This is a genomic window from Halanaerobium sp. MA284_MarDTE_T2, assembly GCF_003337245.1.
GTDB lineage: Bacteria > Bacillota > Halanaerobiia > Halanaerobiales > Halanaerobiaceae > QPJE01.
Genome location: NZ_QPJE01000029.1, coordinates 1 through 24,715, shown reverse-complemented (window position 1 = coordinate 24,715; position 24,715 = coordinate 1). Strand labels below are relative to the sequence as shown.

Annotated in this window: 24 protein-coding genes and 5 tRNA genes; 3 read left to right on the top strand and 26 right to left on the bottom strand. The window is 34.6% G+C overall.

Translation table 11 applies throughout. From position 1 onward, the window contains the following. Nucleotides 1-246: 246 nt before the first annotated feature. Entirely contained in the window at nucleotides 247-2,028 is a 1,782-nt protein-coding gene (locus DFR78_RS10220; protein WP_114458741.1) for an FAD-dependent oxidoreductase, read from the top strand. 81 nt (nucleotides 2,029-2,109) lie between these two features. Here the strand turns inward: DFR78_RS10220 and DFR78_RS10215 are convergent, their stop codons facing one another. The 25 genes from DFR78_RS10215 to DFR78_RS10100 form a co-directional block, all read right to left on the bottom strand. After that, nucleotides 2,110-2,946: a class I SAM-dependent methyltransferase gene (locus DFR78_RS10215; protein ID WP_114458740.1), complete on the bottom strand. Its 837-nt coding sequence runs from the start codon at nucleotides 2,944-2,946 to the stop codon at nucleotides 2,110-2,112. Between the two features lie 10 nt (nucleotides 2,947-2,956). Continuing rightward, complete coding sequence (gene yihA / locus DFR78_RS10210; RefSeq protein WP_114458739.1) at nucleotides 2,957-3,553, bottom strand: ribosome biogenesis GTP-binding protein YihA/YsxC; 597 nt, start codon at nucleotides 3,551-3,553, stop codon at nucleotides 2,957-2,959. Beyond that, nucleotides 3,543-5,849, bottom strand: a complete 2,307-nt coding sequence (lon, locus tag DFR78_RS10205) for an endopeptidase La (RefSeq protein WP_233487046.1) — start codon at nucleotides 5,847-5,849, stop codon at nucleotides 3,543-3,545. The genes yihA and lon overlap by 11 nt, the downstream gene beginning before the upstream one ends. A gap of 186 nt (nucleotides 5,850-6,035) precedes the next feature. Beyond that, on the bottom strand, nucleotides 6,036-7,289 hold the full coding sequence (gene clpX, locus DFR78_RS10200; RefSeq protein ID WP_114458737.1) for an ATP-dependent Clp protease ATP-binding subunit ClpX: 1,254 nt from the start codon (nucleotides 7,287-7,289) through the stop codon (nucleotides 6,036-6,038). A gap of 21 nt (nucleotides 7,290-7,310) precedes the next feature. Beyond that, nucleotides 7,311-7,907 carry an ATP-dependent Clp endopeptidase proteolytic subunit ClpP gene (clpP, locus tag DFR78_RS10195; RefSeq protein ID WP_114458736.1) on the bottom strand — a complete coding sequence of 199 codons (597 nt, stop codon included), beginning with the start codon at nucleotides 7,905-7,907 and terminating at the stop codon, nucleotides 7,311-7,313. 66 nt (nucleotides 7,908-7,973) lie between these two features. Further along, complete coding sequence (gene tig / locus DFR78_RS10190; RefSeq protein ID WP_114458735.1) at nucleotides 7,974-9,254, bottom strand: trigger factor; 1,281 nt, start codon at nucleotides 9,252-9,254, stop codon at nucleotides 7,974-7,976. 140 nt (nucleotides 9,255-9,394) lie between these two features. Beyond that, nucleotides 9,395-9,480, bottom strand: a tRNA-Leu gene (locus DFR78_RS10185). Nucleotides 9,481-9,579: 99 nt separating this feature from the next. Continuing rightward, a complete protein-coding gene (locus tag DFR78_RS10180; protein WP_114458734.1) occupies nucleotides 9,580-10,041 on the bottom strand; it encodes a YkvA family protein in 462 nt (153 codons plus the stop codon). An 895-nt stretch (nucleotides 10,042-10,936) separates the two neighbouring features. Beyond that, nucleotides 10,937-11,569, bottom strand: a complete 633-nt coding sequence (locus tag DFR78_RS10175; RefSeq protein ID WP_114458733.1) for a TetR/AcrR family transcriptional regulator — start codon at nucleotides 11,567-11,569, stop codon at nucleotides 10,937-10,939. 126 nt (nucleotides 11,570-11,695) lie between these two features. Continuing rightward, complete coding sequence (locus tag DFR78_RS10170; protein ID WP_114458732.1) at nucleotides 11,696-11,926, bottom strand: thioredoxin family protein; 231 nt, start codon at nucleotides 11,924-11,926, stop codon at nucleotides 11,696-11,698. A gap of 63 nt (nucleotides 11,927-11,989) precedes the next feature. Further along, the gene (locus DFR78_RS10165; protein ID WP_114458731.1) at nucleotides 11,990-12,946 is read right to left on the bottom strand and encodes a permease; all 957 of its coding nucleotides are present in this window, start codon (nucleotides 12,944-12,946) and stop codon (nucleotides 11,990-11,992) included. Further along, the gene (locus tag DFR78_RS10160) at nucleotides 12,943-13,314 is read right to left on the bottom strand and encodes a helix-turn-helix transcriptional regulator (RefSeq protein ID WP_114458730.1); all 372 of its coding nucleotides are present in this window, start codon (nucleotides 13,312-13,314) and stop codon (nucleotides 12,943-12,945) included. Before DFR78_RS10160 ends, DFR78_RS10165 begins: the two co-directional genes overlap by 4 nt. 266 nt (nucleotides 13,315-13,580) lie before the next feature. Beyond that, nucleotides 13,581-13,657 (bottom strand) — tRNA-His (locus DFR78_RS10155). 22 nt (nucleotides 13,658-13,679) lie between these two features. Beyond that, a tRNA-Arg gene (locus DFR78_RS10150) sits at nucleotides 13,680-13,757 on the bottom strand. Between the two features lies 1 nt (nucleotide 13,758). Further along, a tRNA-Gly gene (locus DFR78_RS10145) sits at nucleotides 13,759-13,835 on the bottom strand. 20 nt (nucleotides 13,836-13,855) lie between these two features. Continuing rightward, nucleotides 13,856-13,932 (bottom strand) — tRNA-Pro (locus DFR78_RS10140). A gap of 103 nt (nucleotides 13,933-14,035) precedes the next feature. Then, nucleotides 14,036-14,638 carry an XTP/dITP diphosphatase gene (locus DFR78_RS10135; protein WP_114458729.1) on the bottom strand — a complete coding sequence of 201 codons (603 nt, stop codon included), beginning with the start codon at nucleotides 14,636-14,638 and terminating at the stop codon, nucleotides 14,036-14,038. A gap of 2 nt (nucleotides 14,639-14,640) precedes the next feature. Continuing rightward, the gene (rph, locus tag DFR78_RS10130) at nucleotides 14,641-15,360 is read right to left on the bottom strand and encodes a ribonuclease PH (protein ID WP_114458728.1); all 720 of its coding nucleotides are present in this window, start codon (nucleotides 15,358-15,360) and stop codon (nucleotides 14,641-14,643) included. Between the two features lie 17 nt (nucleotides 15,361-15,377). Beyond that, a complete protein-coding gene (locus tag DFR78_RS10125; protein WP_233487045.1) occupies nucleotides 15,378-16,844 on the bottom strand; it encodes a methylaspartate mutase subunit E in 1,467 nt (488 codons plus the stop codon). 18 nt (nucleotides 16,845-16,862) lie between these two features. Then, on the bottom strand, nucleotides 16,863-17,690 hold the full coding sequence (murI, locus tag DFR78_RS10120) for a glutamate racemase (protein ID WP_114458727.1): 828 nt from the start codon (nucleotides 17,688-17,690) through the stop codon (nucleotides 16,863-16,865). An 82-nt stretch (nucleotides 17,691-17,772) separates the two neighbouring features. Beyond that, entirely contained in the window at nucleotides 17,773-18,309 is a 537-nt protein-coding gene (locus tag DFR78_RS10115) for a GerMN domain-containing protein (protein WP_114458726.1), read from the bottom strand. After that, nucleotides 18,306-20,570, bottom strand: a complete 2,265-nt coding sequence (locus DFR78_RS10110) for an N-acetylmuramoyl-L-alanine amidase family protein (RefSeq protein ID WP_233487044.1) — start codon at nucleotides 20,568-20,570, stop codon at nucleotides 18,306-18,308. The genes DFR78_RS10115 and DFR78_RS10110 overlap by 4 nt, the downstream gene beginning before the upstream one ends. Nucleotides 20,571-20,681: 111 nt before the next feature. Continuing rightward, nucleotides 20,682-21,869: a PAS domain-containing sensor histidine kinase gene (locus tag DFR78_RS10105; protein WP_233487043.1), complete on the bottom strand. Its 1,188-nt coding sequence runs from the start codon at nucleotides 21,867-21,869 to the stop codon at nucleotides 20,682-20,684. Nucleotides 21,870-21,891: 22 nt separating this feature from the next. Then, nucleotides 21,892-22,023: a hypothetical protein gene (locus tag DFR78_RS12320; RefSeq protein WP_255416542.1), complete on the bottom strand. Its 132-nt coding sequence runs from the start codon at nucleotides 22,021-22,023 to the stop codon at nucleotides 21,892-21,894. Between the two features lie 155 nt (nucleotides 22,024-22,178). Continuing rightward, nucleotides 22,179-22,580, bottom strand: coding sequence for a hypothetical protein (locus tag DFR78_RS10100; protein WP_114458724.1), 402 nt, complete (start codon nucleotides 22,578-22,580; stop codon nucleotides 22,179-22,181). Between the two features lie 165 nt (nucleotides 22,581-22,745). On the opposite strand from DFR78_RS10100, the gene DFR78_RS10095 reads away from it, so the two are divergent. Further along, nucleotides 22,746-23,504 (top strand): GntR family transcriptional regulator, encoded by a 759-nt coding sequence (locus DFR78_RS10095; protein WP_233487042.1) that lies wholly within the window; start codon nucleotides 22,746-22,748, stop codon nucleotides 23,502-23,504. A 2-nt stretch (nucleotides 23,505-23,506) separates the two neighbouring features. Then, entirely contained in the window at nucleotides 23,507-24,289 is a 783-nt protein-coding gene (gene nagB, locus DFR78_RS10090) for a glucosamine-6-phosphate deaminase (RefSeq protein ID WP_114458723.1), read from the top strand. On the opposite strand, the gene DFR78_RS10085 is transcribed toward nagB, so the two are convergent. Then, nucleotides 24,245-24,526 carry a DUF503 domain-containing protein gene (locus tag DFR78_RS10085; RefSeq protein ID WP_114458722.1) on the bottom strand — a complete coding sequence of 94 codons (282 nt, stop codon included), beginning with the start codon at nucleotides 24,524-24,526 and terminating at the stop codon, nucleotides 24,245-24,247. The two genes, nagB and DFR78_RS10085, sit on opposite strands and share 45 nt — an antisense overlap. Between the last annotated feature and the right edge of the window lie 189 nt (nucleotides 24,527-24,715).

Here is a 24,715-nt window from a genome sequence, read left to right as displayed (position 1 = left end):
TAGGTAAAGTATACCATAATTGGAGATTGAAATGAATAAATTCAGCTATATTAAATAAAAGAACAATGAAAACCCACACTAAATAGCGAAGAGGCATTTATACTTATTATTTATATATAATTACAGAAATATTCCCGAGTATTTTTATAAGATTTCTTGCTTTTTAAAATAAATATGCTATAATAGATGTGTGAAAAATATAACTACAATATTATTTAATGAAAAAATTAATAAGGAGGAAATACTATGCGCAAACATGTTGTAATATTAGGCGCAGGTTATGGTGGAGTTTCAGCTGCCAAACGTCTGGCAAAGCTGGCAAAGAAAAGTCCTGAAATAGAAATAACTCTGATTGATAAATACCCCACTCATAATTTGATCACAGAGTTACATGAAGTTGCGGGTAACCGCATCCTACCTGAAGATCTTCAAATAAGTCTTAACAGACTTTTTGAAAGTACAAAGGTTAATGTTCTTCAGGACAAGATAAATGAAATTGACTTTGACAGCAAAACCCTATCATCAGATGAACATATATATGAATATGATTATCTGATTCTTGGTGCTGGAAGTCAGCCTGCTGATTACGGTGTTGAAGGTGTTAAAGAAAATGCTTTTACACTCTGGTCTATCGATGATGCAAAAAAAATTAATGAACATATTAAAAATTGTTTTCAAAAAGCGCAGTGCGAATCTGACCCTCAGCGCAGACGAGAACTGCTTTCTTTTGTAGTTGCAGGTGGTGGCTTTACCGGAGTAGAAATGGTGGGTGAATTAATTACCTGGTTTGATGAACTTTCAAAGCAGTATGGAATCCCACGCAAAGATGTCGATCTTTATCTTGTAGAAGGGCTGGATAGAATCCTCCCCAATCTTAAAGATGAATTGGTGGACAAAGCACTTGAGTATCTTAAAAAGAAAAATGTTGAAGTAAAAACAGGATCTTTTATAACAGCTGTTAACGAAAATAGTGTTGTTCTTCAGAATGATGTTGAAATCAGCACAAATACTGTTATCTGGACCTGTGGTGTTAAAGGTGCTGAAATTGTTGAAGAACTTGAATTAGAAAAAGATAAAAGTGAAAGACTTATAGTTAATGAATACCTTCAGCTGACGGATTATCCAGAAGTTTTTGCTATTGGTGACAATTCTGCAGCTCCATGGGCAGATGAAGACACTCTTCCTGCTCTGGTTGAATCTGCTATGCAGACTGGAGAATGTGCGGCAAACAATGTTTATTCAGAAATTACTGGTAAGGAAAAAGAAAATATTGAAGCTGCTTTACATGGTGTAATGGTTTCTATTGGTGGAGATTTTGCCGTAGCTGATGTAACTGGATTATCACTTAAAGGTCGTCCAGCTATGCTGCTTAAACATCTTGTTAATATGCACTATTTGTTTAATATTGGTGGTATAAAAGAAGGATTTAGCCTTATAGATGAATATATCCATGATCAGGCTTCACATAAAGGACTTGTATCTCAATTATTTAGCTTTTTTAGTGCGACTTCAAGATCACTCTGGTTAGTTCCTTTACGTATTTTTGTTGGAATCATGTGGCTTTATGAAGGATATACCAAAGTGAGAGATGGATGGTTATTGAGTGGAGATTATCTGGTTTCGGGAGCTTCATCATCACCTATCGGTGACTATGCTGTCGGCTGGTATGTCTGGCTCAATGAAGCTATTATCTTTAAGTTCCCACTTTTCTTTCAAATTGTAGTAACTCTCAGTATGATAGGAATCGGTATTTCCTTAATCTTTGGTTTATTTGCAAGCCTGGGTGCTTTAGGTTCTGTTGGATTTTCAATTAACTTTTTACTGGCTGGTCAGTATGCACACTGGTCCAGTGAATATCCCGGACACTTTAGTCCATTATTCTGGTTCCTTTTTGCCTCAATCGCTCTAATCGGTTCAGGGCGTTCTTTTGGACTTGATTATTATGTTCTTCCCTGGCTTAAAAAAATAATTTGGAGAAGACCTAAAAATAAAGAATCACACTTAAAAGAAGTTGTCAGCAAAAAGTAAATAATAGATGACAAAAAATATATTATTTGAAAGCAATAATATCTATTTCATAAAAAACTGCCGTTTTAAAACGGCAGTTTTTCAAATATAACGTATTATATTTTTAATATCATTTTTACATAGAAACAGAAGTTTTTTTATTATACCTCTGTTATTTTTTAATCTTTTTTTCTGAGGTGACGCAATAAAATAAAGTCTATTAGAACTATCTTTACCTTTACGAAAGCTAAATGCATTTAGCACTTCAATAGATCGAAATCCATTTTTAGACAGCAGTTGTTTTACCTTTTTTATTTTATAGCCTCTTTCACTGTGCAGTTCTTCATAACAGGGCTGATTATCGCCTTTTAAGCATATTTTTAACCTGACCTGCCAGATATCCTTATCTCTATATACTATATCTTCCCACAGACAGCTGTAGTTGTCACCTTCCAAAAGAGTCTTCTTTTCTTTAATTGTGTTTATTCTTCCAATACTATTCATATCAAAAATAAATAATCCATCATGGGTGAGTACACTAGCAGCATTATTAAACAAATTGGCAAGATCTTCTTCTTTTGTTAGATAATTTATACTATCAAAAAAGGAAACTATCAATGTAAATTTTTTATCAAATTCTATCTCTTTCATATTTCCCTGTACAAATTCTACCTCTGTATTTGCTGTATTTATTTTTTCTGCAGCTTTTTTTAACATTTCTGGAGATAAATCAACTGCGGTAATATGTTTTACTTCCTTTAGTCTGCTCAATCTTACTGTCATATTTGCAGTCCCACATGCTAATTCCAAAATCTTTTCTGTATCTGCTTTGTAATAATCAATAAGATCCTGCAAATAATATAACCAGCTGTCATATGGAACTGCACGCATTATATCATCATAAATTTCGGCAAAATAGCGGGTATAGCTGTCTGACATTTTCACCCTCCTAACTTCTTTTAAAATCCAGCAGAAAATCAATATAATCTAGTACTTCTCTGCTTCCTTCTCCTGTTTTAGCAGAAAAGAAAATAAAATTGTCATCAGGGTAAAGATCCAGCTCTTTAAAAATCAATTTCCTCTGTTTTGCCTTTTTATTATTGGAAATTTTGTCAGCTTTTGTGGCAGCTATTAAAAAATTAACTCCATTTAATTTAAGCCAGTCCACCATCATTTTATCATCATCTGTCGGTTTGTGCCTGGCATCTATAATCTGGATTATTCCAATTAAATTTTCTCTGTAGTTTAAATAGCCGTCTATAAGTTCTGCCCACTGGTCCCTAACTTTTTTCGGCACACTGGCAAAACCATAGCCAGGCAGATCTACTAAATAAAATTTATCCTCTATATTGTAGTAGTTTAGCGACTGTGTTAGTCCGGGTGTGCTGCTTGTTCTGGCCAGCTTTTTCCTGCCTGTAATTACATTTATCAGCGAAGATTTACCAACATTTGATCTGCCGCTAAAAGCAATTTCTGGCTGTCTGATTCTGGGACATTCTTCCAGTTTAAAGACACTTTTTATAAATTCTGCATGCTTAATCTTCACTGTTCTCATCCTCAACAAGAACTATTTCTCTTACCTGATCCATATGTGATACATAGTTTACTTCAACATCTTTTATAATTTCATCTGATATTTCTTCAAAATTCTTTCTGTTTTTTTCGGGAATAATTATTTTTTTAATCCCTGCCCTTTTGGCAGCAAGTATTTTTGTTTTTAGTCCACCAATAGGAAGAACTCTACCCCGCAGTGTAATTTCTCCAGTCATTGCATAATCACCGCGCACAGGTCTACCGGTAAGTGCAGATGCAAGTGCTGTAGCTATGGTAATACCTGCTGAAGGACCATCTTTGGGTACTGCTCCCTGGGGAACATGAATATGAATATCATATTTTTTGTAAAATCCATCAATAAGACTCAGTTCAGTCTGCTTTGATCTAATATAGCTTAAAGCTGCTTGAGCTGATTCTTTCATTACATCACCTAAAGAACCTGTTAAAATTAGTTCTCCGTTACCAGGCACAACTGCAACTTCAATGGCAAGTATATCTCCACCGGCCTGATTGTAAGCCATTCCTGTGGCAACACCAACTCTGTTTTCTAAATCACTTTTTTCGTACTCATAATCAGCCAACCCCAAATATTTTTCTATACTGTTTACAGAAACAAGAGCAGATTTATCTCTGCCTTCTACAAATTCTTTTGCCACTTTACGGGTAATGGCCGCCAGCTTTCTTTCCAACTCTCTCACTCCAGCTTCTCTGGTATATTCTCTAATAACTTTGAAAATAGCATTTGTAGAAATATTTATCTGATCCTCTTTTAATCCGTGATCTTTATATATTCGCGGCAGCAGGTGTCTTTCTGCAATTTTTACTTTTTCGTCTTCCGTATAGCCCGGTATTTCTATCAGCTCCATCCTGTCAAGCAGTGGAGCAGGAATAGTGTAAGCGACATTGGCAGTTGTTATAAATAACACTTGGGAAAGATCAAAAGGGATTTCCAGATAATGGTCTGTAAATTCCATATTCTGTTCAGGATCCAGTACTTCCAGCATAGCTGATGATGGGTCTCCACGAAAATCCGAACTCATCTTATCCACTTCATCCAGCAGAAATACAGGATTTTTACTCCCAGCATCACGCATTGCATTAATTATTCGCCCCGGTCTGGAACCAATATAGGTTCTTCTGTGCCCTCTTATTTCTGCTTCGTCTCTTATACCACCAAGTGAAAGGCGCACAAAATCTCTGTTAAGTGCCCTTGCTACTGATTTGCCGAGAGATGTTTTTCCTACACCTGGAGCACCAACCAAACAAAGTATAGGACCTTTTTTAACAGGTGCTAATTTTCTGACAGCAAGATATTCTAAAATTCTTTCTTTTACATCTTCCAATCCATAATGGTCTTCTTCTAAAATTTCTTCTGCTTTCTTTATATCTATCTCTTCCTCTTTCTCTTTATTCCAGGGAAGTTCCAGTACACAGTCAAGATAGTTGCGGATTACAGTTGCTTCGGGAGACATATTGGGCGTTCTATTGAGCTTTTTTATTTCTTCTTCAACTTTTTCTTTTACCTTTTCCGGAAGCTCTGCTTCTTCCATCTTTTCATAATATTCATCTATTTCATCTTCAGTATCATCATCTTCATCCAGTTCATCTTTTATTACTTTCATTTTTTCCCTTAGATAATACTCTTTCTGATTTTTTTCTACCTGTTTACGGACCCTTTTGTTGATATCCTGCTCTATTTTCAGCACTTCGACTTCATCCTGAAGCAGTTCCAGCATTTTTTCCAGTCTTTCAACAACATCCACTGCTTCCAGAAGTTCTTCTAACTGATCAAATTTGAGATCAACCTGTGAGGCAATTACATCTGCCAGCCGACCTGCTTCTTCAATATTGCTTACCGACATAATTGTTTCTCCAGGAAGATTGCGGTTATATTTAATATATTCTTCAAAAGCTTTAAGAACTGTTCGCATTAACGCCTGTATTTCTCTATTCACTTCCGGTTCTTTTTCTGGAAAAATCTCAGCTTCGACCATAAAATAGTCGTCTTCTCCAAGAAATTCTACTATACCTGCTCTCTGCAGTCCTTCTACAATAACTTTCAACATTCCATTGGGAAGTTTTACCAGCTGTTTTACTTCTGCTACTGTACCAAATTTATATATATCATCTTCAGCGGGTTCTTCTACAGCTTCATCTTTCTGTGCTGCAATCAATATTTTTTTCTCTTCCATCATTGCTTCTTCTAATGCTTCAATTGATTTATCTCTCCCCACAAGCAGTGGGATTACCATATGTGGAAAAACAACAACACCTCTAGATGCCAGCATAGGAAGTTCCTGAATTTTTTCTATTTTTTTATTACTCTCAGCCAATTTACTCACCTCTCAGCTAGTATATTTCTGTTTTTAAAAACAGTTTTCTTTAAACCTATAAGAAAATTAAAGAGATAATACTACCCTTAAAAGAGCAATATTATCTCCTGATTAATCGTTCATTAGCAGCTTTACTTCAATTTAAGCAGATTCTTCAGTATTTTCGTCTATTTCTAATACCGGCTTTTTATTTTCTTCAATTACTTCATCTGTTATAAGGCATTTGCGCACCTCTGGCTGTGAGGGAAGATCATACATAATATCTAAAACTGTATTTTCCACCACTGATCTTAAACCTCTTGCTCCTGTATTTCTTGATAGAGCTTTCCGCGAAATAGCCTTTAATGCTTCTTTTGTAAAGTTAAGCTCTATATTATCCATCTGAAAAAACTTTTTATACTGTTTAACAAGAGCATTTCTGGGTTCAGTGAGGATTCTTACTAAATCTTCTTCTTCCAGCTGATCTAATGTTACAAGTATCGGCATCCGGCCAATGAATTCAGGTATTAAACCATAGTGAAGAAGATCCTGCGGCAGTATATGTTTCAATACATTACCAATATTTTTGCTTTCTTCCTGAGTTTTTATATCTGCGCCAAAACCCATTACCTTTTCACTTATGCGGGAATTTATTAATTTCTCCAGACCATCAAATGCCCCACCTGCTATAAAGAGAATATTTGTTGTATCGATCTGAATAAATTCCTGATGAGGGTGTTTTCTACCTCCCTGTGGAGGAACACTGGCTACTGTACCTTCCAGTATTTTAAGCAGTGCCTGCTGTACACCTTCTCCAGAAACATCCCGAGTAATTGATGGATTTTCTGATTTGCGGGCAATTTTATCGATTTCATCCACATAAATTATTCCCCGCTCTGCTTTTTCTATATCATAATCTGCTGCCTGAATCAATTTTAGCAGGATATTTTCTACATCTTCTCCAACATATCCGGCTTCTGTTAAAGATGTGGCATCGGTAATTGCAATCGGTACGTCAATTATCTTTGCAAGTGTCTGGGCCAGAAGTGTTTTTCCACACCCGGTTGGACCCACCATCAAAATATTACTTTTCTGAAGTTCTACATCATCTATCTTCATGTCTGAGTTTACACGCTTATAATGATTGTAAACAGCGACAGAAAGAGATTTCTTTGCCCTATCCTGTCCGATCACATACTGATCCAGGATACCTTTTATTTCTCGGGGTTTTGGAACACTGCTGAAATTAAAATCCATCTCATCATCGATTTCTTCTTCAATAATCTCATTACAGAGTTCTATACATTCATCACAAATATATACCCCGGGGCCAGCCACCAATTTGCGCACCTGTTCCTGACTTTTCCCACAAAAAGAACACTTCAACTGACCCACTTCGTCGCCAAATTTAAACATCCTATCACCTCTTAAGGTAAATTACTTTGATTTCAAATCATTTCTGCTGATTACTTCATCTATTATTCCATAATTCACTGCTTCTTCAGCAGTCATGAAATAATCTTTCTCTACATCCTGAGCAATTTTTTCTGTACTCTGTCCTGTATGTTTACTTAAAATATCATTGAGCACTTCTCTAATCCGCATTAGCTCTTTAATGTGAATTTCAGCCTCTGTTGCCTTACCCTGTACTCCACCGGCAGGCTGATGGATCATAACTCTTGAATAGGGAAGCGCATAGCGCTTTCCTTCTGCACCTGCTGCCAGCAGCAGAGCTCCTGCACTTGCTGCCTGACCCATACCTATTGTCACTACATCAGGTTTAATATACTGCATTGTATCATACATGGCCAGTGCTGCTGTTACAGAACCACCTGGACTGTTGATATATAGATAAATATCTTTGTCTGGATTATCTGCTTCAAGGAAAAGAAGCTGAGCAATAACTACATTTGCTACATCATCTGTAACCTGAGAACCTAAAAATATTATTCTATCTTTGAGAAGCCGAGAATAAATATCATATGATCTTTCTCCTCTATTTGTCTGTTCAACTACCATTGGAATTAAACTCATTGCTTTTCCCTCCTCATATATAATTATATCATAATTTTTTTATTAAAAAAGTACGTTCTGCCTTCATTAATTGTTTTCTACCAGAAAGTCAATTGTCTTTTTGCGGATAATATCTTCCTTAAGAATTGAAAGCTGGCCCTGAATCTTCAGAATTCCTTTTACTTTTTCAAAGTCCTGATCATTTGCTTCTGCAATTTCTTTTATTTCTTTATCTATTTCTTCTTCACTTACTTCTATATTTTCTTTTTCTGCAATTGCTTCTAATACCAGCAGTTCTTTAGCTCTTTCTTTTGCTGTCTCTTTATTCTGTTCTCTCCACTCTTTTTCATCCATTCCTATATAGTTCAGATAATCTTCAACATCTAAACCCTGCTGAGAAATTGAATGTGATAGGTTTTCAAACATCTGATCCAGCTGTTCTTCTACCAATGTATCGGAAACATTAACTTCAGCATTTTCGCTTGCTTTTTTAATTAACTTTTCTCTAAAACTGTTTTCCGCTGCAGTTTCTTTCTGTTCCTGCATTTCACTTCTTAGGTTATTTTTCCACTCATCTAAAGTTTCAAATTTACTTGCTTCTAGAGCAAATTCATCATCCAATTCTGGAGTTTCTTTAATCTTTATTTCTTTCAATTTTACTTCAAATACAGCTTCTTTCCCGGCAAGATCTTCTGCCTGATATCCTTCCGGGAAGGTGACTTCTATATTTCTTTCTTCCCCAACTTTTAATCCAACAAGTTGTTCTTCAAACCCTGGTATAAAACTTCCAGATCCAATCTCCAGAGTATATTCTTCAGCTGAACCACCGGGAAACTTTTCGCCATCAACATATCCTGTAAAATCAATGATAGCAAAATCACCCTCTTCCAGCTCTTCCTTGTCAGAATTGACAAGCTGGCTGTGCTGGTCTAACATATTTTGAAGACGTGTTTCTATTTCTTCGTCTTTTACTTCACTGTCTTCTTTTTCTATACCCAGATTTTTGTATTTACCAAGCTTTACATCTGGCTTCACTTCTACAACTGCTTTAAATGTTGCAGGCTCACCAGCAGCAATATAAAAATCTTCAATTTCTGGTTGAGCAATCGGTTCAATACCTGCCTCTTCCAGTGCTTTACTGTACCCCTGTGGAATCAATATGTCCAGGGCATCTTTATGAAGAACTTCTTCTCCAAAGCGCTTTTCTACAACCTTGCGCGGTGCTTTACCTTTTCTAAACCCCGGTATTGAAATATCTTTTACTACTTTGCGGTATGCTTTTTCTAAAGCTTCTTCTACTTTTTCTTCCTCTATTTCCACTTCAAGCTGAACCCTATTTCCTTCAAGCTTTTCTTTTACAACTTCCATCAATATTCCTCCTTGCAGATATTAAAATTTCAGTCCAAATAATATTATATTCAATTAACTTTTAAAACTCTATTATATATGATAATAATCCCCGACCTGGCGCCCTGGCCAATATCGGGGTTCATGAACAGTGCTATAAATGGTGCGAAAGGTGGGACTCGAACCCACACGGGGATTACCCACTAGATCCTAAATCTAGCGCGTCTGCCAATTCCGCCACTTTCGCACACAATCTGTGAAAAACTTCAATTTATGTTTATTCACAAAAAGCACATATAATATTAGCATAGCTTTTTGAAGATGTCAAGGTGTTAGAAAAAAATATTTAATTTTCTGTTTTTACATTCATAACCGGGTTTTGTTCATTTTTGCTTTTTCCAGCTTCTTTTCTTTCCTTTTCTTCAGCTGCTGCTTTCCAGGCTCTAAATCTATGAATTTCTTTAGAAATATTCTGATAGGCTATTATAAATGCAGCTGCATCATCTGTAAAACCAATAATAGGTATAAAATCCGGTATTAAATCAGTTGGAAGCATTAAATATGCAAGTGTAGCAATTATCCACCCAAGTGAATTATCATCTATATGAAATTCTCTTCGCGAATATGCCTTCAGCATCTCTATAAATTCCAGTATTTTATCCATAAAACCAAAATCATAATCTTTTTCTTCTAAAAATTGGTGTATTTTATCCAGAATCTTATTAACACTTTCATGACCTGTCCCCCATTTATTTGCCAGTCTACCTATAAATGCAATCAAATCATTATTAGTAAAATCTTTCTTCATCTTATATCACCACCTATTATTTTATTATATCACTTTAAATCAATACTGTTAAATAAAAAACAAAATAGAGTTTCCCCAAAATTATTTTTTAGTGTTGCAAAAATAGGAAAAGTCTTTAAAAACAAAGCTAAAGTCATTTAATCAATTTTTATCACCATTGACAATCAATATTCATCATTCAGCTTATAAACATCCACTCCTTTACACTTCCATACAAAAATTTTTATTAAAAACTATTTATATAAAATCCTGTATAAACTTCTGATTTATTGGAAAATAAACTTATATTATAACAGATTAACTATATTATATTAATCTTTATTTTCACTGTCAAAATAATTCTTTAAATAAAGAATTATTTTATAATTTAAACTTTTTTAAAAGGGGTTTACAAATACATTTAAAGATGTATAATTAAATTGTAAGAGATTTTGTGAATAATTTTATAAAGATTATTCTAATAAGAATATAAATAATATAAGAAAGGATGATACTGATGACAAAATTATTTAGAGGTGTATTTAGACTTGGTTTAGTTTCTGGAATGCTGGCCCTATTTACTGCAGTATTGTTAAGAGCCTGGTCATAATAAAATATATCGACACCTATAATAAATCAATAGTTATTTTTTCACCTAATTTCATTAATATTATTAAAAGCAAAAGCTTATTCTCAAAACTAAAATTTCCATTATGTAAGAGAACCTCCAGCTCAGAGGTTCTCTTTTGCTTTCAAATTACCTGCCTACTTTCTCCCCAGGTAAATTAAATATTTATCCGACAAACAATTTAAGTAAGAAGTTTATCATAATTAATTGAATTATCTAAAAATAGATTGCAATAAAGAGCAAAAAAACAGAAAAGAAAATAAATAAACAAAAATTTAAAAGCCCGAGCTATTTCTCGGGCTTCATTAATGAAAGATCGATTTTTCTATCTTTTAAATTCAGGGATCTGCTCATCACCTCTTCTACTGCTGAAAACTTTCCTTTATACATCTCTTCTGTAGTAAGGGTGGCATAATGTTTGTGCAGAAATCCATCTACCCCCATAAACATTATCTCAGTGACTTCTTCCGGATAATCAGTCTCAAAATCACCTTTTTTTATTCCTTCTTTTACTACTTCAGTAAATATTGGTATAAATTTATCTCTAAATTCTTTATTTCTTTTTTTCATTATTTTTGCGTTTTCATCTATCTTAAAAAATTCATATATTTTAAAATTATCCTGTCGGTCAAATATTAAACGAAGCAAAATTCTTTCTATCTTTTCTATTGGAGTAAATCTATCACTTTCAGCAATTCTTAATGCTTTTTCTTCAGTTTTTTTATATCTTTTTTCCAGTAGTGCGGTAATTATATCTTCTTTTGTGTCAAAATAATAATAAAAAGTACCTTTTGCAACTCCAGATTTATCAGCGATATCTTTTACCGTTGTCTTTTCAAAACCCTTTTCAACAAAAAGTTTTTCTGCTTCCTCCATTATAACATTCCTGCGCTCAATTGATTTTTTTGTAAATTTAGCCAATCTTAATTCCCTCCAGCATTTTTGACTTCAGGTCAACAAGACCTTTATATTATAACATATAAAGATAAAAGATAACAAGGTTCAGAAGGAATTAAATAAAACTGATAATAAATTTAAAAAATCATATTAAGAAATAAGTTTTTTTATCTCCTCTACTGTTGCCACACGACCTTTAATCTTAACTTCATCATCAACTGCAATAGCAGGTGTGCTCATTATGCCTGCCTGGGCAATCTCTTTCATGTCTTCTACCTTGATTATTTCTGCCTCAACACCTGTTTCTTCCACTGCCTTTTTTGCATTATTCGCCAGATTAACGCAATTTTTACATCCAGGACCAAAAATTTTAATTTCCATTTACACCACTCCTAAATTAATTTTTATTTTGTACCTGGTACCCGGTACAAACAACCCAAACAACTAAACAAAATTCATTACAAAATTAAACATATAGCCGACTCCAATTATAGAAAGCCCCACAACAGTTACAAAAACTGTTATTAGCTGTGTTTTTATTACCTTGCGCAAAATTATCATAGCAGGGAGAGACAAAGCTGTTGTTGCCATCATAAAACTAAGTGCAGTACCAAGTGCAACTCCTTTGCCCATCAGCGCCTGCACAATTGGTATTGTTCCAACTGCATTTGCATATAATGGTATTCCAACAATAACTGCAGCGATTACAGAAAGAGGATTGTCCGGGCCAGCATATTGGGCCAGAAGTTCCGCTGGAGCATAACCATGAATCAGTGCCCCCAGGCCAATACCTATAATAACAAATTTCCAGACTCTACCAACAATATCTTTAACCTCATTTTTAGCAAAACTAATTCGCTGATCCCAATTGAGTTCTTCTATATCTTCTTCACCAGTACTTATTTCATAAACATATTCCTCAACATATTTTTCCATTCCAAGTTTTTCTATAATTATTCCACCAATAACACCAACCAATATTCCACTTATCAAATAAAGTAGACCTATCTTCCAACCGAAAAGGCTAAAAAGCATAACAAGAGCAACCTCATTCACTATTGGAGATGTAATTAAAAAAGAAAATGTTATACCAAGCGGTATACCTGATTCAACAAAACCTATAAATATAGGTACCGAGGAACAGGAACAAAATGGTGTGACAACACCTAAAATTGACGCAAAAATATTACCAAATATTTTTTTATAATTGCTGAGCAATTTTTTAGTTTTTTCAGGTGGAAAAAAACTTCTTATAATTGAAATAACAAATATCATAATACTCAGCAGAAAGATAATCTTTATACTATCATAAAAGAAAAAATGAACTGAACTGCCCAGGCGCGTTGCCTCATCAAGGCCCATCCAGTTGTAAACCAATAATTCAGCAAACTTGTTAATCATCCACAGCACCTCATTATATTGTTTTTTTCTCTTTCGAAACTGTTTTCCGCTTTTATTGCTTCTATTTCATCTTTCATTTTTTTCATTTTCATATACTCTAAATCTTTAGTTGATAACGATAACAGCTCAGATAGATAGTAATCATACTTTTTCCTGTTGATAGAAAAATATGTCCATTTGCTGTCATGTTCTTCATCAACCAGATCAAGATTTTTAAAATATGCTAGATGTTGAGAAATGCTGGACTGTGATTTATCCAAAATTTCCTGCATCTGACACACACAGAACTGCCCCTCCATAAGAAGTTTAAGCATTTTTAGCCTTGTTTCATCTGATATACACTTTAAAAAAGATAGAATTTCTATCATATAACCACCTTCATATTAATTTATACTAATGTCATTATATAGTGATATTATTCCCATGTCAAGTTAAATATCAAAAAAATTTATTGTCTATTTTTTAATATACTGTCGAAAATAGTTTGTGACCAATGAACAGGGATTTTTCTCTGTAATACTTTTTTGAAATATTGATATTATTGCTTTGTATTTTTTAAAAATATCTGGAATAGATTAATTAATATTAATATGTGCTAAAATAAAAAAATAACACCCTGCTGGGTGCTTAAAAATGGGGTGGGTGATGGGGCTTGAACCCACGGCCTCAGGAGCCACAATCCTGCGCTCTAGCCAACTGAGCTACACCCACCATATTAGACTTTAATTTTAAATGGTGCGCCCGACAGGATTCGAACCTGTGGCCTACGGATTAGAAGTCCGTTGCTCTATCCGGGCTGAGCTACGGGCGCATGGAGCGGGAAACGAGACTCGAACTCGCGACCCTCAGCTTGGAAGGCTGATGCTCTAGCCAACTGAGCTACTCCCGCAAAAAGTTATTAAGATTAAATGGTCGGAGCGAAAGGATTTGAACCTTCGACCCCCTGCTCCCAAAGCAGGTGCGCTACCAAACTGCGCCACGCTCCGATATAACGACATTTACTAGTATAACCTATATTACAGCATTGGTCAAAAAATATTATAATAGATCAGAGGCTTAAAAATTAAATTATAATTTAAAAACTACTAATTACTCGAGATATCTCTGTATAAGTACTTCTTTCATTTTCTTAAGTGCCTTCGCTCTGTGACTGATTTTATTTTTTTCTTTCGGACTCAGCTGCGCCATTGTCTTACCATATTCTGGCAGATAAAATATAGGGTCATAACCAAAACCATAGTCACCAGCTGGATTAAGAGTAATTACACCCTCCACCCGTCCTTCAACAACAATTTCGTCTCCTTTTTGAGGATCGACCAGAGCAACTGCAGATACAAAAGCTGCTTTTCTTTCATCTATTCTGCTGTCTTTCAACAGTGAAATAATTTTTAAATATTTTTCTTTATCACTACTTTCTTCACCAGCAAAACGTGCCGAATATATACCTGGAGCCCCATCCAGATAATCAACCGATAATCCAGAATCATCGGCCAGCACTGTCTGCTGCAGCTCTTTAGATCTCTGCCTGGCTTTTTTAAGTGCATTTTCCCGATAGGAACTGCCATCTTCAATCACCGGAGGTAGATTTATATCTTCCGGAAGACCAACAAAATCCAGTTTTAAATTAGAAAAGAAATCTTTTATCTCTTTAATTTTATTTTTATTACCACTGCCGATAATAATTTTTTCCATACTTATTCACTCTCCAGGCTGATTTTCTGCTTTTCTATCAGCTCCATTATTCCTTTTTCTGCCAGATCATAAAGTTGATTTAATTCTTCTCTACTGAAAGGACTTTCTTCAGCAGTACCCTGGATCTCAATGATTTTTCCTTCAGAACTCATAACTATATTCATATCCACCTGAGCCTCAAAGTCCTCATCATAACATAAATCCAGCATAGGCTCACCATCAACAATACCAACACTTGTAGCGGCCATGTAGGTGTTTATTGGATTTTCCTCGAGTTCTCCACTTTCCATAAGTTTGTTAATCCCATCAACAAGTGCTACATATCCTCCTGTTACAGAGGCTGTTCTGGTCCCCCCATCTGCCTGAATGACATCACAGTCTACCCAGATTGTCCTTTCACCCAGTTTTTCCAGATCTACTACAGCTCTCAGGCTGCGTCCAATAAGGCGCTGAATTTCCTGGGTTCTGCCGTTCAATTTTCTCTTGGCAGCCTCTCTTATTATTCTATCCTGTGTTGATCTGGGCAGAAGAGAATATTCTGCTGTCAGCCAGCCTTGATTTTTCCCACGCAAAAAATAGGGCACACTGTCTTCTATAGATACATTACATAATACCATAGTGTCCCCAGTTTCGATCATTACAGATCCTTCTGCATATTTTGTAAAATTCCTCTGAATTCTTATTTCTCTAAGTTCGTCTCTTTTTCTTCCATCACTGCGCATTATTATTAAATCCTCCTTTAATTTTGGAAGTCGCTACTGCTGAGCAGACCCCTTCCAGCTGCATAAATATCATCTATAACCATCTGGAAGTCGACTTCACGCTTCTCCTTATCTGCTCTTTCCTCAATTTTTTCTCTGTGAAATTCTTTTATCTCATCATTAAATGGAAGGCGTCCTGTATTAAAAAATCTTACCGCCCCCCTACTGTCTCTGCAGGGCATTACTTCTCCTCTATTGAAAGTGCTGGAAGAAAAAGGAACATCGATAATACCCATATCCACTGCCTTAACAGCACCCTTTGCCCAAAATCCATCCGCAATATCTTTAACCCTATCAATGATAGCTGATGCTTCTTTGATAATAATGCTTTTTTCCTCTTCTACAAGCTTCATATCAAAACAATCCTGTCTTTTAGCAATTTTTAAACAGTGTTTGGTCGTCCTGATACCATCTGCCAGATCTTCCCTACAGGAGGTATTTATTGCTTCTCCTGGAGATCTAACAACTATTTTATCTGTTTCTGCTGCTGCAGCCGACAGTATTCCAGTATTTATAAGGGCAAATCCAGCTGCTCTATCTTCCGGGAATCCCCCCAGCCATTCGTGAAAAACAGTGCTTATAAAAATATCATCTGTTAAATTTAAATCATCATTTATATATTTATCTGCCATTTCTCTCAGGGCCATAAGTGCAGCTGTATCCTGAATTAAATTTCCGTTTTGACCATAGCCCAAGCTAAGGTGAATTACTCCCTGCTCTGCAGCCAGAATGCCTTCAATAATAGAAACAGCAACACTGATAGCCGGTGGAACCATAGTTCCTGTAAGTGGGCCAAAAGTTTCACGATTAATGTTTACACCTCTGTCTTCATAATATCCTGTTAATCTGTCCACATACTGCCACCAGGAAACAGTGTCAGCAGGATTTTTATCTTTTGCATAGGGGAAATTATAGGAAATACCTCCACCTACAAAATCATTAAATCCTGATGCATAGGCTATCTCAGCCATTAAACGCGAGTCCGGAGTTCCATGTCTTAGTTGAACAGGAATATCTAAATTTAAAATTATTTCTCTGCAGTTATCTACTCCATGGCTCACGATAGGAAAACCATCCAGAAGTGATTTTTTAATTTCCCTGCTCTCTACCAGTCCATTTTCTGCATCCTGATATCTGTTCTGTCTTGTCATAGTATCAACATTTGTGGAAAGTATATCTGCTTTTGCATTTTTCTTCAGAAAGTTAAGAAGTTCTAAATGATGATCCAGAAGAGTAAGACCGGCCCTTGGCTGACAGAGTATTTTACCTTCTGATGCTGCTTGTTTAAGTACAGAAGATGTTCTGCGGCCTTCACTTAAACTGCGTTGAAATTCTACAGCTGAACGCAGATCAACTTCACTACCTGTTTTCCAGCTTTTTAGAATTTCTTTTCTTTTTTCCATAAATTCTTTTTTTTCTATTTTTCCCTTAAATAGCTGTGGCAAAAAAAATCCCTCCAACACTTAATATTCTGTAAAAATATTATCTTCTACAAAATGAAGATTATCAAGTTTTAAAAATTTTCTTCCCTCTACTAAAAATTTTTGATATATTTTGTCAATATCACTTACAATAAATTGATGTTCTGCAGCATGTGGGCTGATATTTAATAAATCATTTTTTATTAGAAATTTTTTTAAATCTCCAGCTATCTCAAGGGATGGATCAATAAGTTTAATTTTATTTCCCACAATTTTTTTTAGAACAGGAGCCAAATAAGGATAATGAGTACAGCCTAAAATCAGCACATCTATATCATTTTTAATAAGATTTTGCAGATATTTCTCTGCTGTTTTTTCTATTTCCCTACCTGTAAATTCTCCTTTTTCCACCATCTCCACAAAAAGTGGACACGGTTCTGCATAAATTTTCTGCATTATATCATAAGACCTAACAGCATTTTGATATGCCATACTGGAAATAGTACCCTGAGTCCCAATTAATCCAATTCGTTTCTTTTTACTAATTTCTACTGCTTTTCTGGCACCACTATCTATTATACCAAAGATAGGAATAGAAAACTCTTTTTTTAAAATTTCGAGAGCAGCTGAAGTTGCCGTATTACATGCTAAAACTACTACTTTAACTTTCCATTCTTCAATCAGATATCTTACTATTTTTTTAACATATTTTCTTACATCATCCAAATTTTTAGGACCATAAGGAAGATGGAGTGTATCACCATAATATATAATTTTTTCATTTTCTAATATATCTAATATTTCTTTTGCTGCTGTCAGCCCACCTACTCCTGAATCTAGAAGTCCAATCGGTCTGTTTTTTTCATACAAATAAATCAGCTCCTGTTTTCTTAAGCTTCAAATTAAATCTAACTTCTATAACATTATAATAAGAGATAAGCCCGGCTGCAAGTTATTTCTGCAAAACCAGGCTGTCATTGAATACAAATGATGACGTCAGATCCATATGCCCTGCCAGAGTTTCAATTTCTTTACCTTCAATCAAAATTTTAACTTGATCAATATTTTCAAGGGAGGTGTAACTATTCACTATTGAATAAACCGTCAGCCTCTCACCTGTACTTCCTCCCCAGTGGTTTTCTACCAATGCTCTATTATAATTAAGAATAAGCAGACCATCTTTAATCTGATAATCTATCAGCTCAACTTCCTGAGGAATGGTTTTCCTCAAGCTTTTATTATCAGGTCCTCTGCTGAGTTCAGCCGCTATCTCTCGGTATATGTCTTCACCTGTCAGTTCTCTTTTTTCTGCCTGTAGATACATTGCATCTGCAGTGGAAAAGTATATTTCTACTTCTTTTTCGGTAAACAACCCGTTCAAAAATATCAGCAAATAAATAACACCTGCTGTAATTAGAGCAATTCTCAAAAGTACTAGTATTTTCCTTTTTTTAGAGGGATTTTTACGATTATATTTCTTTTCTATCATAAGTTATCTCCCCCTTTACTAATAGTGTTCATGTACTTTATAATACCTCTATAGATGGCTCGAGCAGCTTTTTTTCTGAACATATCTTCCGAAAGAAGACTTTCTTCATGAGGATTTGACAAAAATGCTGTCTCCACAAGAACGGCCGGCATCTGAGTATATTTAATTACATAAAGATTTTCTTCTTTAACACCTCTTCCTAAAAGATCCATCCCTGTTTCCAGTTCCTGCTGCAGATATTCTGCCAGCTTCCTGCTTTTTTCACTTTTTGCCCTGCTGTAATATGTCTCTGTACCACTGGACTGTGGATCATTAAATGAATTGGCATGGATGCTCACAAAAAGAGCTGCTCCGGATTTATTGGCCTTACTAACCCTCTGCTTTAAGGATATAAACTCATCCCCATCTCTGGTCAAAATTACATCCTGACCGGAATCTCTAAGCATTTGAGCTAAATGTAAGGCAATCGCAAGATTTACTTCTTTTTCCTCAAGGCCGCTTTTCCCTATTGCTCCTGGATCAAATCCACCGTGTCCTGCATCTACAACTATTCGATCTTTTCTGGTTGGATTTACAAAACTCTGATCTTTTGCCAGGGCAATATTTATTCTTCTCCCCTGTTCTGTCTTAGTTATTTCGTGGTTGTAATATTTATTCAGTTCAAATACCAGCCTTATAACTTCTTTTCCATCTTTATCAAATCGGCTTGTCCTGATATCTCTTATCATCGATCCATATTCTGGAAGTTCAATATCTTCAAGATTATCAACAGCGTTTTTAATGTCTACTACAAGTCTGTGTGGATAGTTAAATTTTTTTACCTCATATTCAGCATTACCGGTTAAATTTATATTAATATACTGAAAACCATCAACTTCTTTACTACTAATACTGGAAAACTTATTTTTGAAGCTGACCGTATAGCTATATCCATCATTGGTTTTTTCTTCCTCCCAGCTGTAGCCTGTAAGCTCTTTAAGATCTGCCACAAAGCGTACTGTCTGCTGATCAAAACGGGCAGTACGAATTTTTTCTATCAGAGAATCATTCTCTATTTCTACACTATCAGAAATATTTTCTCCTCTTTCGGCATTAAAGAGATTGATTACCAGCCGAGGTGGTTCTGAAAGAAGAAACATATCCGGCACTAGAGAAGAAGTAGAATTAAATTTTATTTTCCTACCACTATAGACCAAATTATTTATCTCTGTCTGTACGGTAGGTTTAAAGACAAGAAGGTCTTCCTTCTCCCGGCTTAACGGCTGCAGAATCTTTTCACCTTTTAGTTCCAGTACTATTCTTAAGGTTACTGGGTCATATTTAAACTGTGAAACTCTAACATCTTTAACCCACTCATTTTCTGGCAGGTTAAGTTTATAATCTCCCAGCATCAGATTGGGAATATCAATAACCATTCTTCTTGGTTCCTCCAGATACATAATATCCGGTTTAAATATTTCTCCATTTGCCTCCACCATCAGCATATCCTTATCTGACCAGGATATCGTCTTAATCTGGGGTAGGAAACTTAGCACAAGTCCTTCTTCCTCTTCATGTACACCACCATCCAACTGAAAAGGTATAGGATACTTACTTTTAACAGTAAGCCGCAGAAGTGCATTATCTGGAACATTATCGATTTTTAAGTAAAAGTTATCATTAGAAATATTATCTGTAAAACCTTTAGCAATCTCAGCCTTGTCTATTTCTACAATAATTTCTTTTTCATTTTCTCCTTTGAGTACCCGATAGGGGGTAATTTCATCCATCTCAATCTTAAGCTGGTTTCCATCTTCTGACCAGCAGACATTATCTATAGTAGTCTCAGGTTTGAAAATATAAAGTTCTTCTTTACCTCTCTGAAATTCAAGCAGAAATCCAAAAGCTTCTATTGATCTGGCCAGCGGAACAAATGCACTGCCGTCCATCAAAACCAATCCTGCTTTTGTCTTTAAAGCTTTATTGCCTATCTGAATATAGGGACTGTCAGCCATCAGTTTAATCTTTACTCCATCTGATTTCATTTCCAGAGTTTTTATAGCAGACTGCCACTTCAGCTCTGCATCAAGCATTTCTTCTAAATCCCTGGCTTTAATTAAAAGCTCTCCCTTTCTTTCAAGAGTTTCTATTTCCTCTGTTATATCTCTGCCATTGAAGAAAATTCTATTTTGAGCCACAGCAGATTGATTTAATATTAAAACAATAATAAATATAAATATGTAAATATAGATATTGAATACTTTATTTTCCAGATTTATCAAAACAGTCCCCTCCTTTCAGTAAAGCTTTATTTACTATATATATTAATTCAACAGTTCTCTCCTTTTTCCTGCCATATTAACGATATTTAAAACCCTACATTATAGATATCATTAGATATCAGAAAATTCTAAATCAACTTTATTAAACAGGTTATCCGCTTTATATTTTTCGCTATCATTATCTTCTTTAATAACTTTAAAATCAGGCAAATAAAAACTAAACTGACTGTATTCGCCAAATTTACTTTCAACCCATACTTTTCCATTATGCATTTCAATAATTGACTTTACCAGAGATAGGCCAATTCCACTGCCCTCTTGCTGTTTGTTAAAGCTTTTATTTATCTGACGAAACTGTTCAAAAATCACTTCCCGTTCTTCCTCTTTGATACCTATACCGGTATCTCTTACACTTATGACAATTTTTTCTTCCTTTTCTTCTACACTAACTGTGATTTCATCTCCCGCTTCTGTAAATTTAACTGCATTTGAAAGAAGATTAAGCATAACTCTTTCAATATTAAATGGATCACATGCAATAATTTTACTTTTAATATCAGTACTGAATTTCAGCATCCTATCTCTACTGTCAATAAAATCACTAACAGATTCTATTATACCTTTTATAACAAAAATAATATCATAATTGCCTCTATTAATTTTAAATGAATCTGCACCAATTCTGATTATATCAATCAAATTATTTGCAAGCCTCAGCAGTCTAAATCCGTTCTGTTTTATTAAGTTTAGATATTTATCCAATCTTTTGTCATTTTTAAGGTAGCTGTGCTGTTTTTTGTAATAATCTATTACCTGAAGTGTGGAAAAAATCAGATTAAGTGGAGTTTTTAATTCATGTGAAACATTGGTAAAAAATCTTGTCCTCAATTCATTATCCTTTAACACTTCTTTCTGTGCTTTAATCTTTTTTTTAGCTGCCAGTTTTTTTGTAATATCTTCAGCAAGACAGAGAATATAATCCACTTTCTCACTATTATTTTTATGAGGAATATATTTTACCTCAAAAAACCTCTCTTCTCCACTATCTCTAACAAAACTCCTGCAGACATTTTTTTCCTCACCCTGTTCAAAAAGTTTTTTATGAAATTTTTTTAGATTTTTCAACTCTTTATCATTAAAAAATGCTGATATATGCTGATATTCTATATCTTCTTTAGAAAGATTACATATATCAGCCATCATTTGATTAACAGGGCCAAAATGCTCCATATCTATTAAATAATATGCTATATGATTTATATTTTGGAATAAAAAGCTGTGTTCAGGTGAAATTTTCATAATAAATTTCCTCCTGCCTAACTTATTGATTTAGTTCTTTAAATACTTCCAGTAAAGTGACCTCTTCATCTCTGCTTTTACTCAGCTCTTTTTCAAATTTTTTCGGGCTGCCAATAGCCATAGCAAGCAGTTTACCCTGATTGATAAAAGCCACTCGATAACATATTCTGTCTGCTTATTCCAGTAACTGCCTATAAATTAAATTGAAGTCCTTTAGACAGATTATTATATTATGGAAATCTTTAAATGTTCCTTTTCTGCTGTCTACTAATAATCAAACTTGTACAGCCCTCCTGTTCTTATGCAGTCTTATCCTGCAAAATTTTGGTCATAAATTATTTTTCCAGAATTATCTACATCAATTCCTGGCAGCATTTTAATAAACTCAACCGGCAGAAGCAGATGTCCATTCAGATAAAAAATATTATTCTCCAGCCTAATTTCTCCACCTTCAATTTTTATATTTTTTGTCTCGACATTCAGCAGATAAAACCTTCCTGCAAAAATTATCAGAAATTTATTATCTTCCATTCTGTGAAAAGATAGCGGAAGATTTTCTTTCAATTCTGAGGCCGGAATTAAAGTTGATTCCTCAATATTGTCAGGTTTGATTGAAAACTTAAAAGAATTTAAATCTATTTCTTCTGCAGAAAGAGACAAAGAATAAAAAACAAGAAAGAAAACTACAATAAAAAACAGATATCTTTTCACCTATAACACCTTCTTTTCTTATCTTATTAATTTACATATTCTCACTTAAATTTAATTTTCCTGCACTATACACCTTTTTTTGAAAATTTACTTGTTCAAAAAAGTTTATTCATGTATAATTGGTATATACCACTTATCCTATATACCTATTTAGGGGGGATATTTTTGATAAAAAAAATGAAAAAAATAAGTAAAAACAGTCCTCTTCCGCTCTATTATCAGCTTAAAGAACTGCTTTTTGAACTAATAAAGGAAGGCAGACTTAAAACAGGTGACAGACTTCCGGCCGCAAGAAAGCTGGCAGAATATCAGGATGTCAGCAGAATGACAGTAAAAAAAGCAGTTGATGAACTTGTCAACAACGGCTATCTCGTTCGAAAACAGGGCAGCGGTACTTTTGTAGCAGAATTAAATAAAGAATATGAAATTTCTCCTATAGCCAGTTTTTCTGAAGAAATGAAGAAAAAAGGCCTCAGCTTTAAAACAGAGTTAATTAAATTTGACATAATAAATGACAAAAATGCAGCAGAAAAATTGAATATAGAGGCTGAAGACAGAATTTATCATCTGCAGCGGCTGAGAATTATAGATGATCTACCTTTTTTACTGGAAAACACCTATCTCCCTATAAAAGATTTTCCTTCTCTAGAAAAGGAAAATCTGCAGGAAAGCTCACTTTTTAAAATTATGAAGGAAAGATATGGCTGTATTTTGAGCAGAGCAGAAGCTGAAATAGAGCCAGTAATTATAAATAAAGATACTGCAGAAAAAATGGGAATCAAAAAACAGGTGCTGGGTTTATACTTAGAACAATTTACCTACAGCAGTGATAACAAAATCCTTGAATATACTTCCGCCTACTACAGGAATGACAGCTATAAATTTAAACTAAAATTTAAACTCAACAACCTTGAGGAGGTTTAATGATGAGATTAATTATTGAAGAAAATTTTGAAGAAATGAGTAAAAAGGCTGCCCTTATGGTAGCAAGTCAAATTACATTAAAACCTGACAGTGTGCTTGGTCTTGCTACAGGCAGTACCCCCCTGGGCATGTATAGCGAACTTATAAAGATGTACAGAGATGATGAAGTTGATTTTTCCGAAGTTGTAACCTTTAATCTTGATGAATATTATGGGCTGGATCCCAAAAATGAAACAAGCTATCATTATTATATGAAAAATAATTTTTTTAAACATATAAATATTAAAAAAGAAAATATAAATATACCCAATGGAATGACAGATGAGGTAATAAATGAATGCAAGGAATATGAAGAAGCAATAAGTCGTGCTGGTGGTATAGATCTTCAGGTGCTGGGAATAGGTGCAAACGGTCATATTGGTTTTAATGAACCGGACGAAAAATTAAATGTTACAACTGGTCTTGTGAATTTAAGAAAAGAAACTATCGAAGCCAACAGCAGATTTTTCGATTCAAAAGATGAAGTTCCCCAAAAAGCACTATCGATTGGAATGGCAACTATTTTAAAAGCAAGAAGGATTATTCTGCTGGCGAGTGGCGAAAATAAAGCTGAAGCTATTAGGTCCACTGTGAGCGGCTGTATATCTACCAGGGTTCCATCTTCACTTCTGCAGACACATCCAGAAATTACACTTATCGTAGATCATAAAGCCGCTTCCTTAATTGATAGGGATAAGCTGTCAGATAATTTCCACTTCAAAATCTGTGAGAATAAAACCAGGTAGTGTTTCAACAAAATTTATATACTTATTCATCATACTTTCTAAATAGCGTCGATCATTTCCAACTGCTGCAGCTCCAATTACTGCACTCTGCCAGTAGTCATTGTTCTCAACTTCTGCAACTGCAATATTAAATTTATTGCGGCTTTTATCAATTAAACTTTTTATAATCTTTCTCTTTTCTTTTAATGATGAAACAGCCGGTAGATAGAGAATTAGCTCACAGCTGGCTATTACCATATTAATAATCCTCCTTAATGGATTGAAAATAAGCAAATCAAGCCCTGTGCATTCTACACGTTTTTTTATCTTTATTTTGTTACATTATAACATATGATTGTAACACAAAAACATTAAGCATATTCAATCTAAACTAAGCTTTTAAATCTAAAAATTAGTTCTCAACAACAAAAAAATTGAATATCACAG

Bases quoted from the DNA above. Each gene is read 5' to 3' on its own strand.
- DFR78_RS10220 (WP_114458741.1), top strand. From the start codon at position 247: ATGCGCAAACATGTTGTAATATTAGGCGCAGGTTATGGTGGAGTTTCA.
- DFR78_RS10215 (WP_114458740.1), bottom strand. From the start codon at position 2,946: ATGTCAGACAGCTATACCCGCTATTTTGCCGAAATTTATGATGATATA.
- lon (WP_233487046.1), bottom strand. From the start codon at position 5,849: ATGCTGGCATCTAGAGGTGTTGTTGTTTTTCCACATATGGTAATCCCA.
- clpX (WP_114458737.1), bottom strand. From the start codon at position 7,289: ATGTTTAAATTTGGCGACGAAGTGGGTCAGTTGAAGTGTTCTTTTTGT.
- clpP (WP_114458736.1), bottom strand. From the start codon at position 7,907: ATGAGTTTAATTCCAATGGTAGTTGAACAGACAAATAGAGGAGAAAGA.
- tig (WP_114458735.1), bottom strand. From the start codon at position 9,254: ATGGAAGTTGTAAAAGAAAAGCTTGAAGGAAATAGGGTTCAGCTTGAA.
- DFR78_RS10180 (WP_114458734.1), bottom strand. From the start codon at position 10,041: ATGAAGAAAGATTTTACTAATAATGATTTGATTGCATTTATAGGTAGA.
- DFR78_RS10170 (WP_114458732.1), bottom strand. From the start codon at position 11,926: ATGGAAATTAAAATTTTTGGTCCTGGATGTAAAAATTGCGTTAATCTG.
- DFR78_RS10165 (WP_114458731.1), bottom strand. From the start codon at position 12,946: ATGATTAACAAGTTTGCTGAATTATTGGTTTACAACTGGATGGGCCTT.
- DFR78_RS10160 (WP_114458730.1), bottom strand. From the start codon at position 13,314: ATGATAGAAATTCTATCTTTTTTAAAGTGTATATCAGATGAAACAAGG.
- DFR78_RS10135 (WP_114458729.1), bottom strand. From the start codon at position 14,638: ATGGAAAAAATTATTATCGGCAGTGGTAATAAAAATAAAATTAAAGAG.
- rph (WP_114458728.1), bottom strand. From the start codon at position 15,360: ATGCGCAGTGATGGAAGAAAAAGAGACGAACTTAGAGAAATAAGAATT.
- DFR78_RS10115 (WP_114458726.1), bottom strand. From the start codon at position 18,309: ATGATAGAAAAGAAATATAATCGTAAAAATCCCTCTAAAAAAAGGAAA.
- DFR78_RS10105 (WP_233487043.1), bottom strand. From the start codon at position 21,869: ATGAAAATTTCACCTGAACACAGCTTTTTATTCCAAAATATAAATCAT.
- nagB (WP_114458723.1), top strand. From the start codon at position 23,507: ATGAGATTAATTATTGAAGAAAATTTTGAAGAAATGAGTAAAAAGGCT.
- DFR78_RS10085 (WP_114458722.1), bottom strand. From the start codon at position 24,526: ATGGTAATAGCCAGCTGTGAGCTAATTCTCTATCTACCGGCTGTTTCA.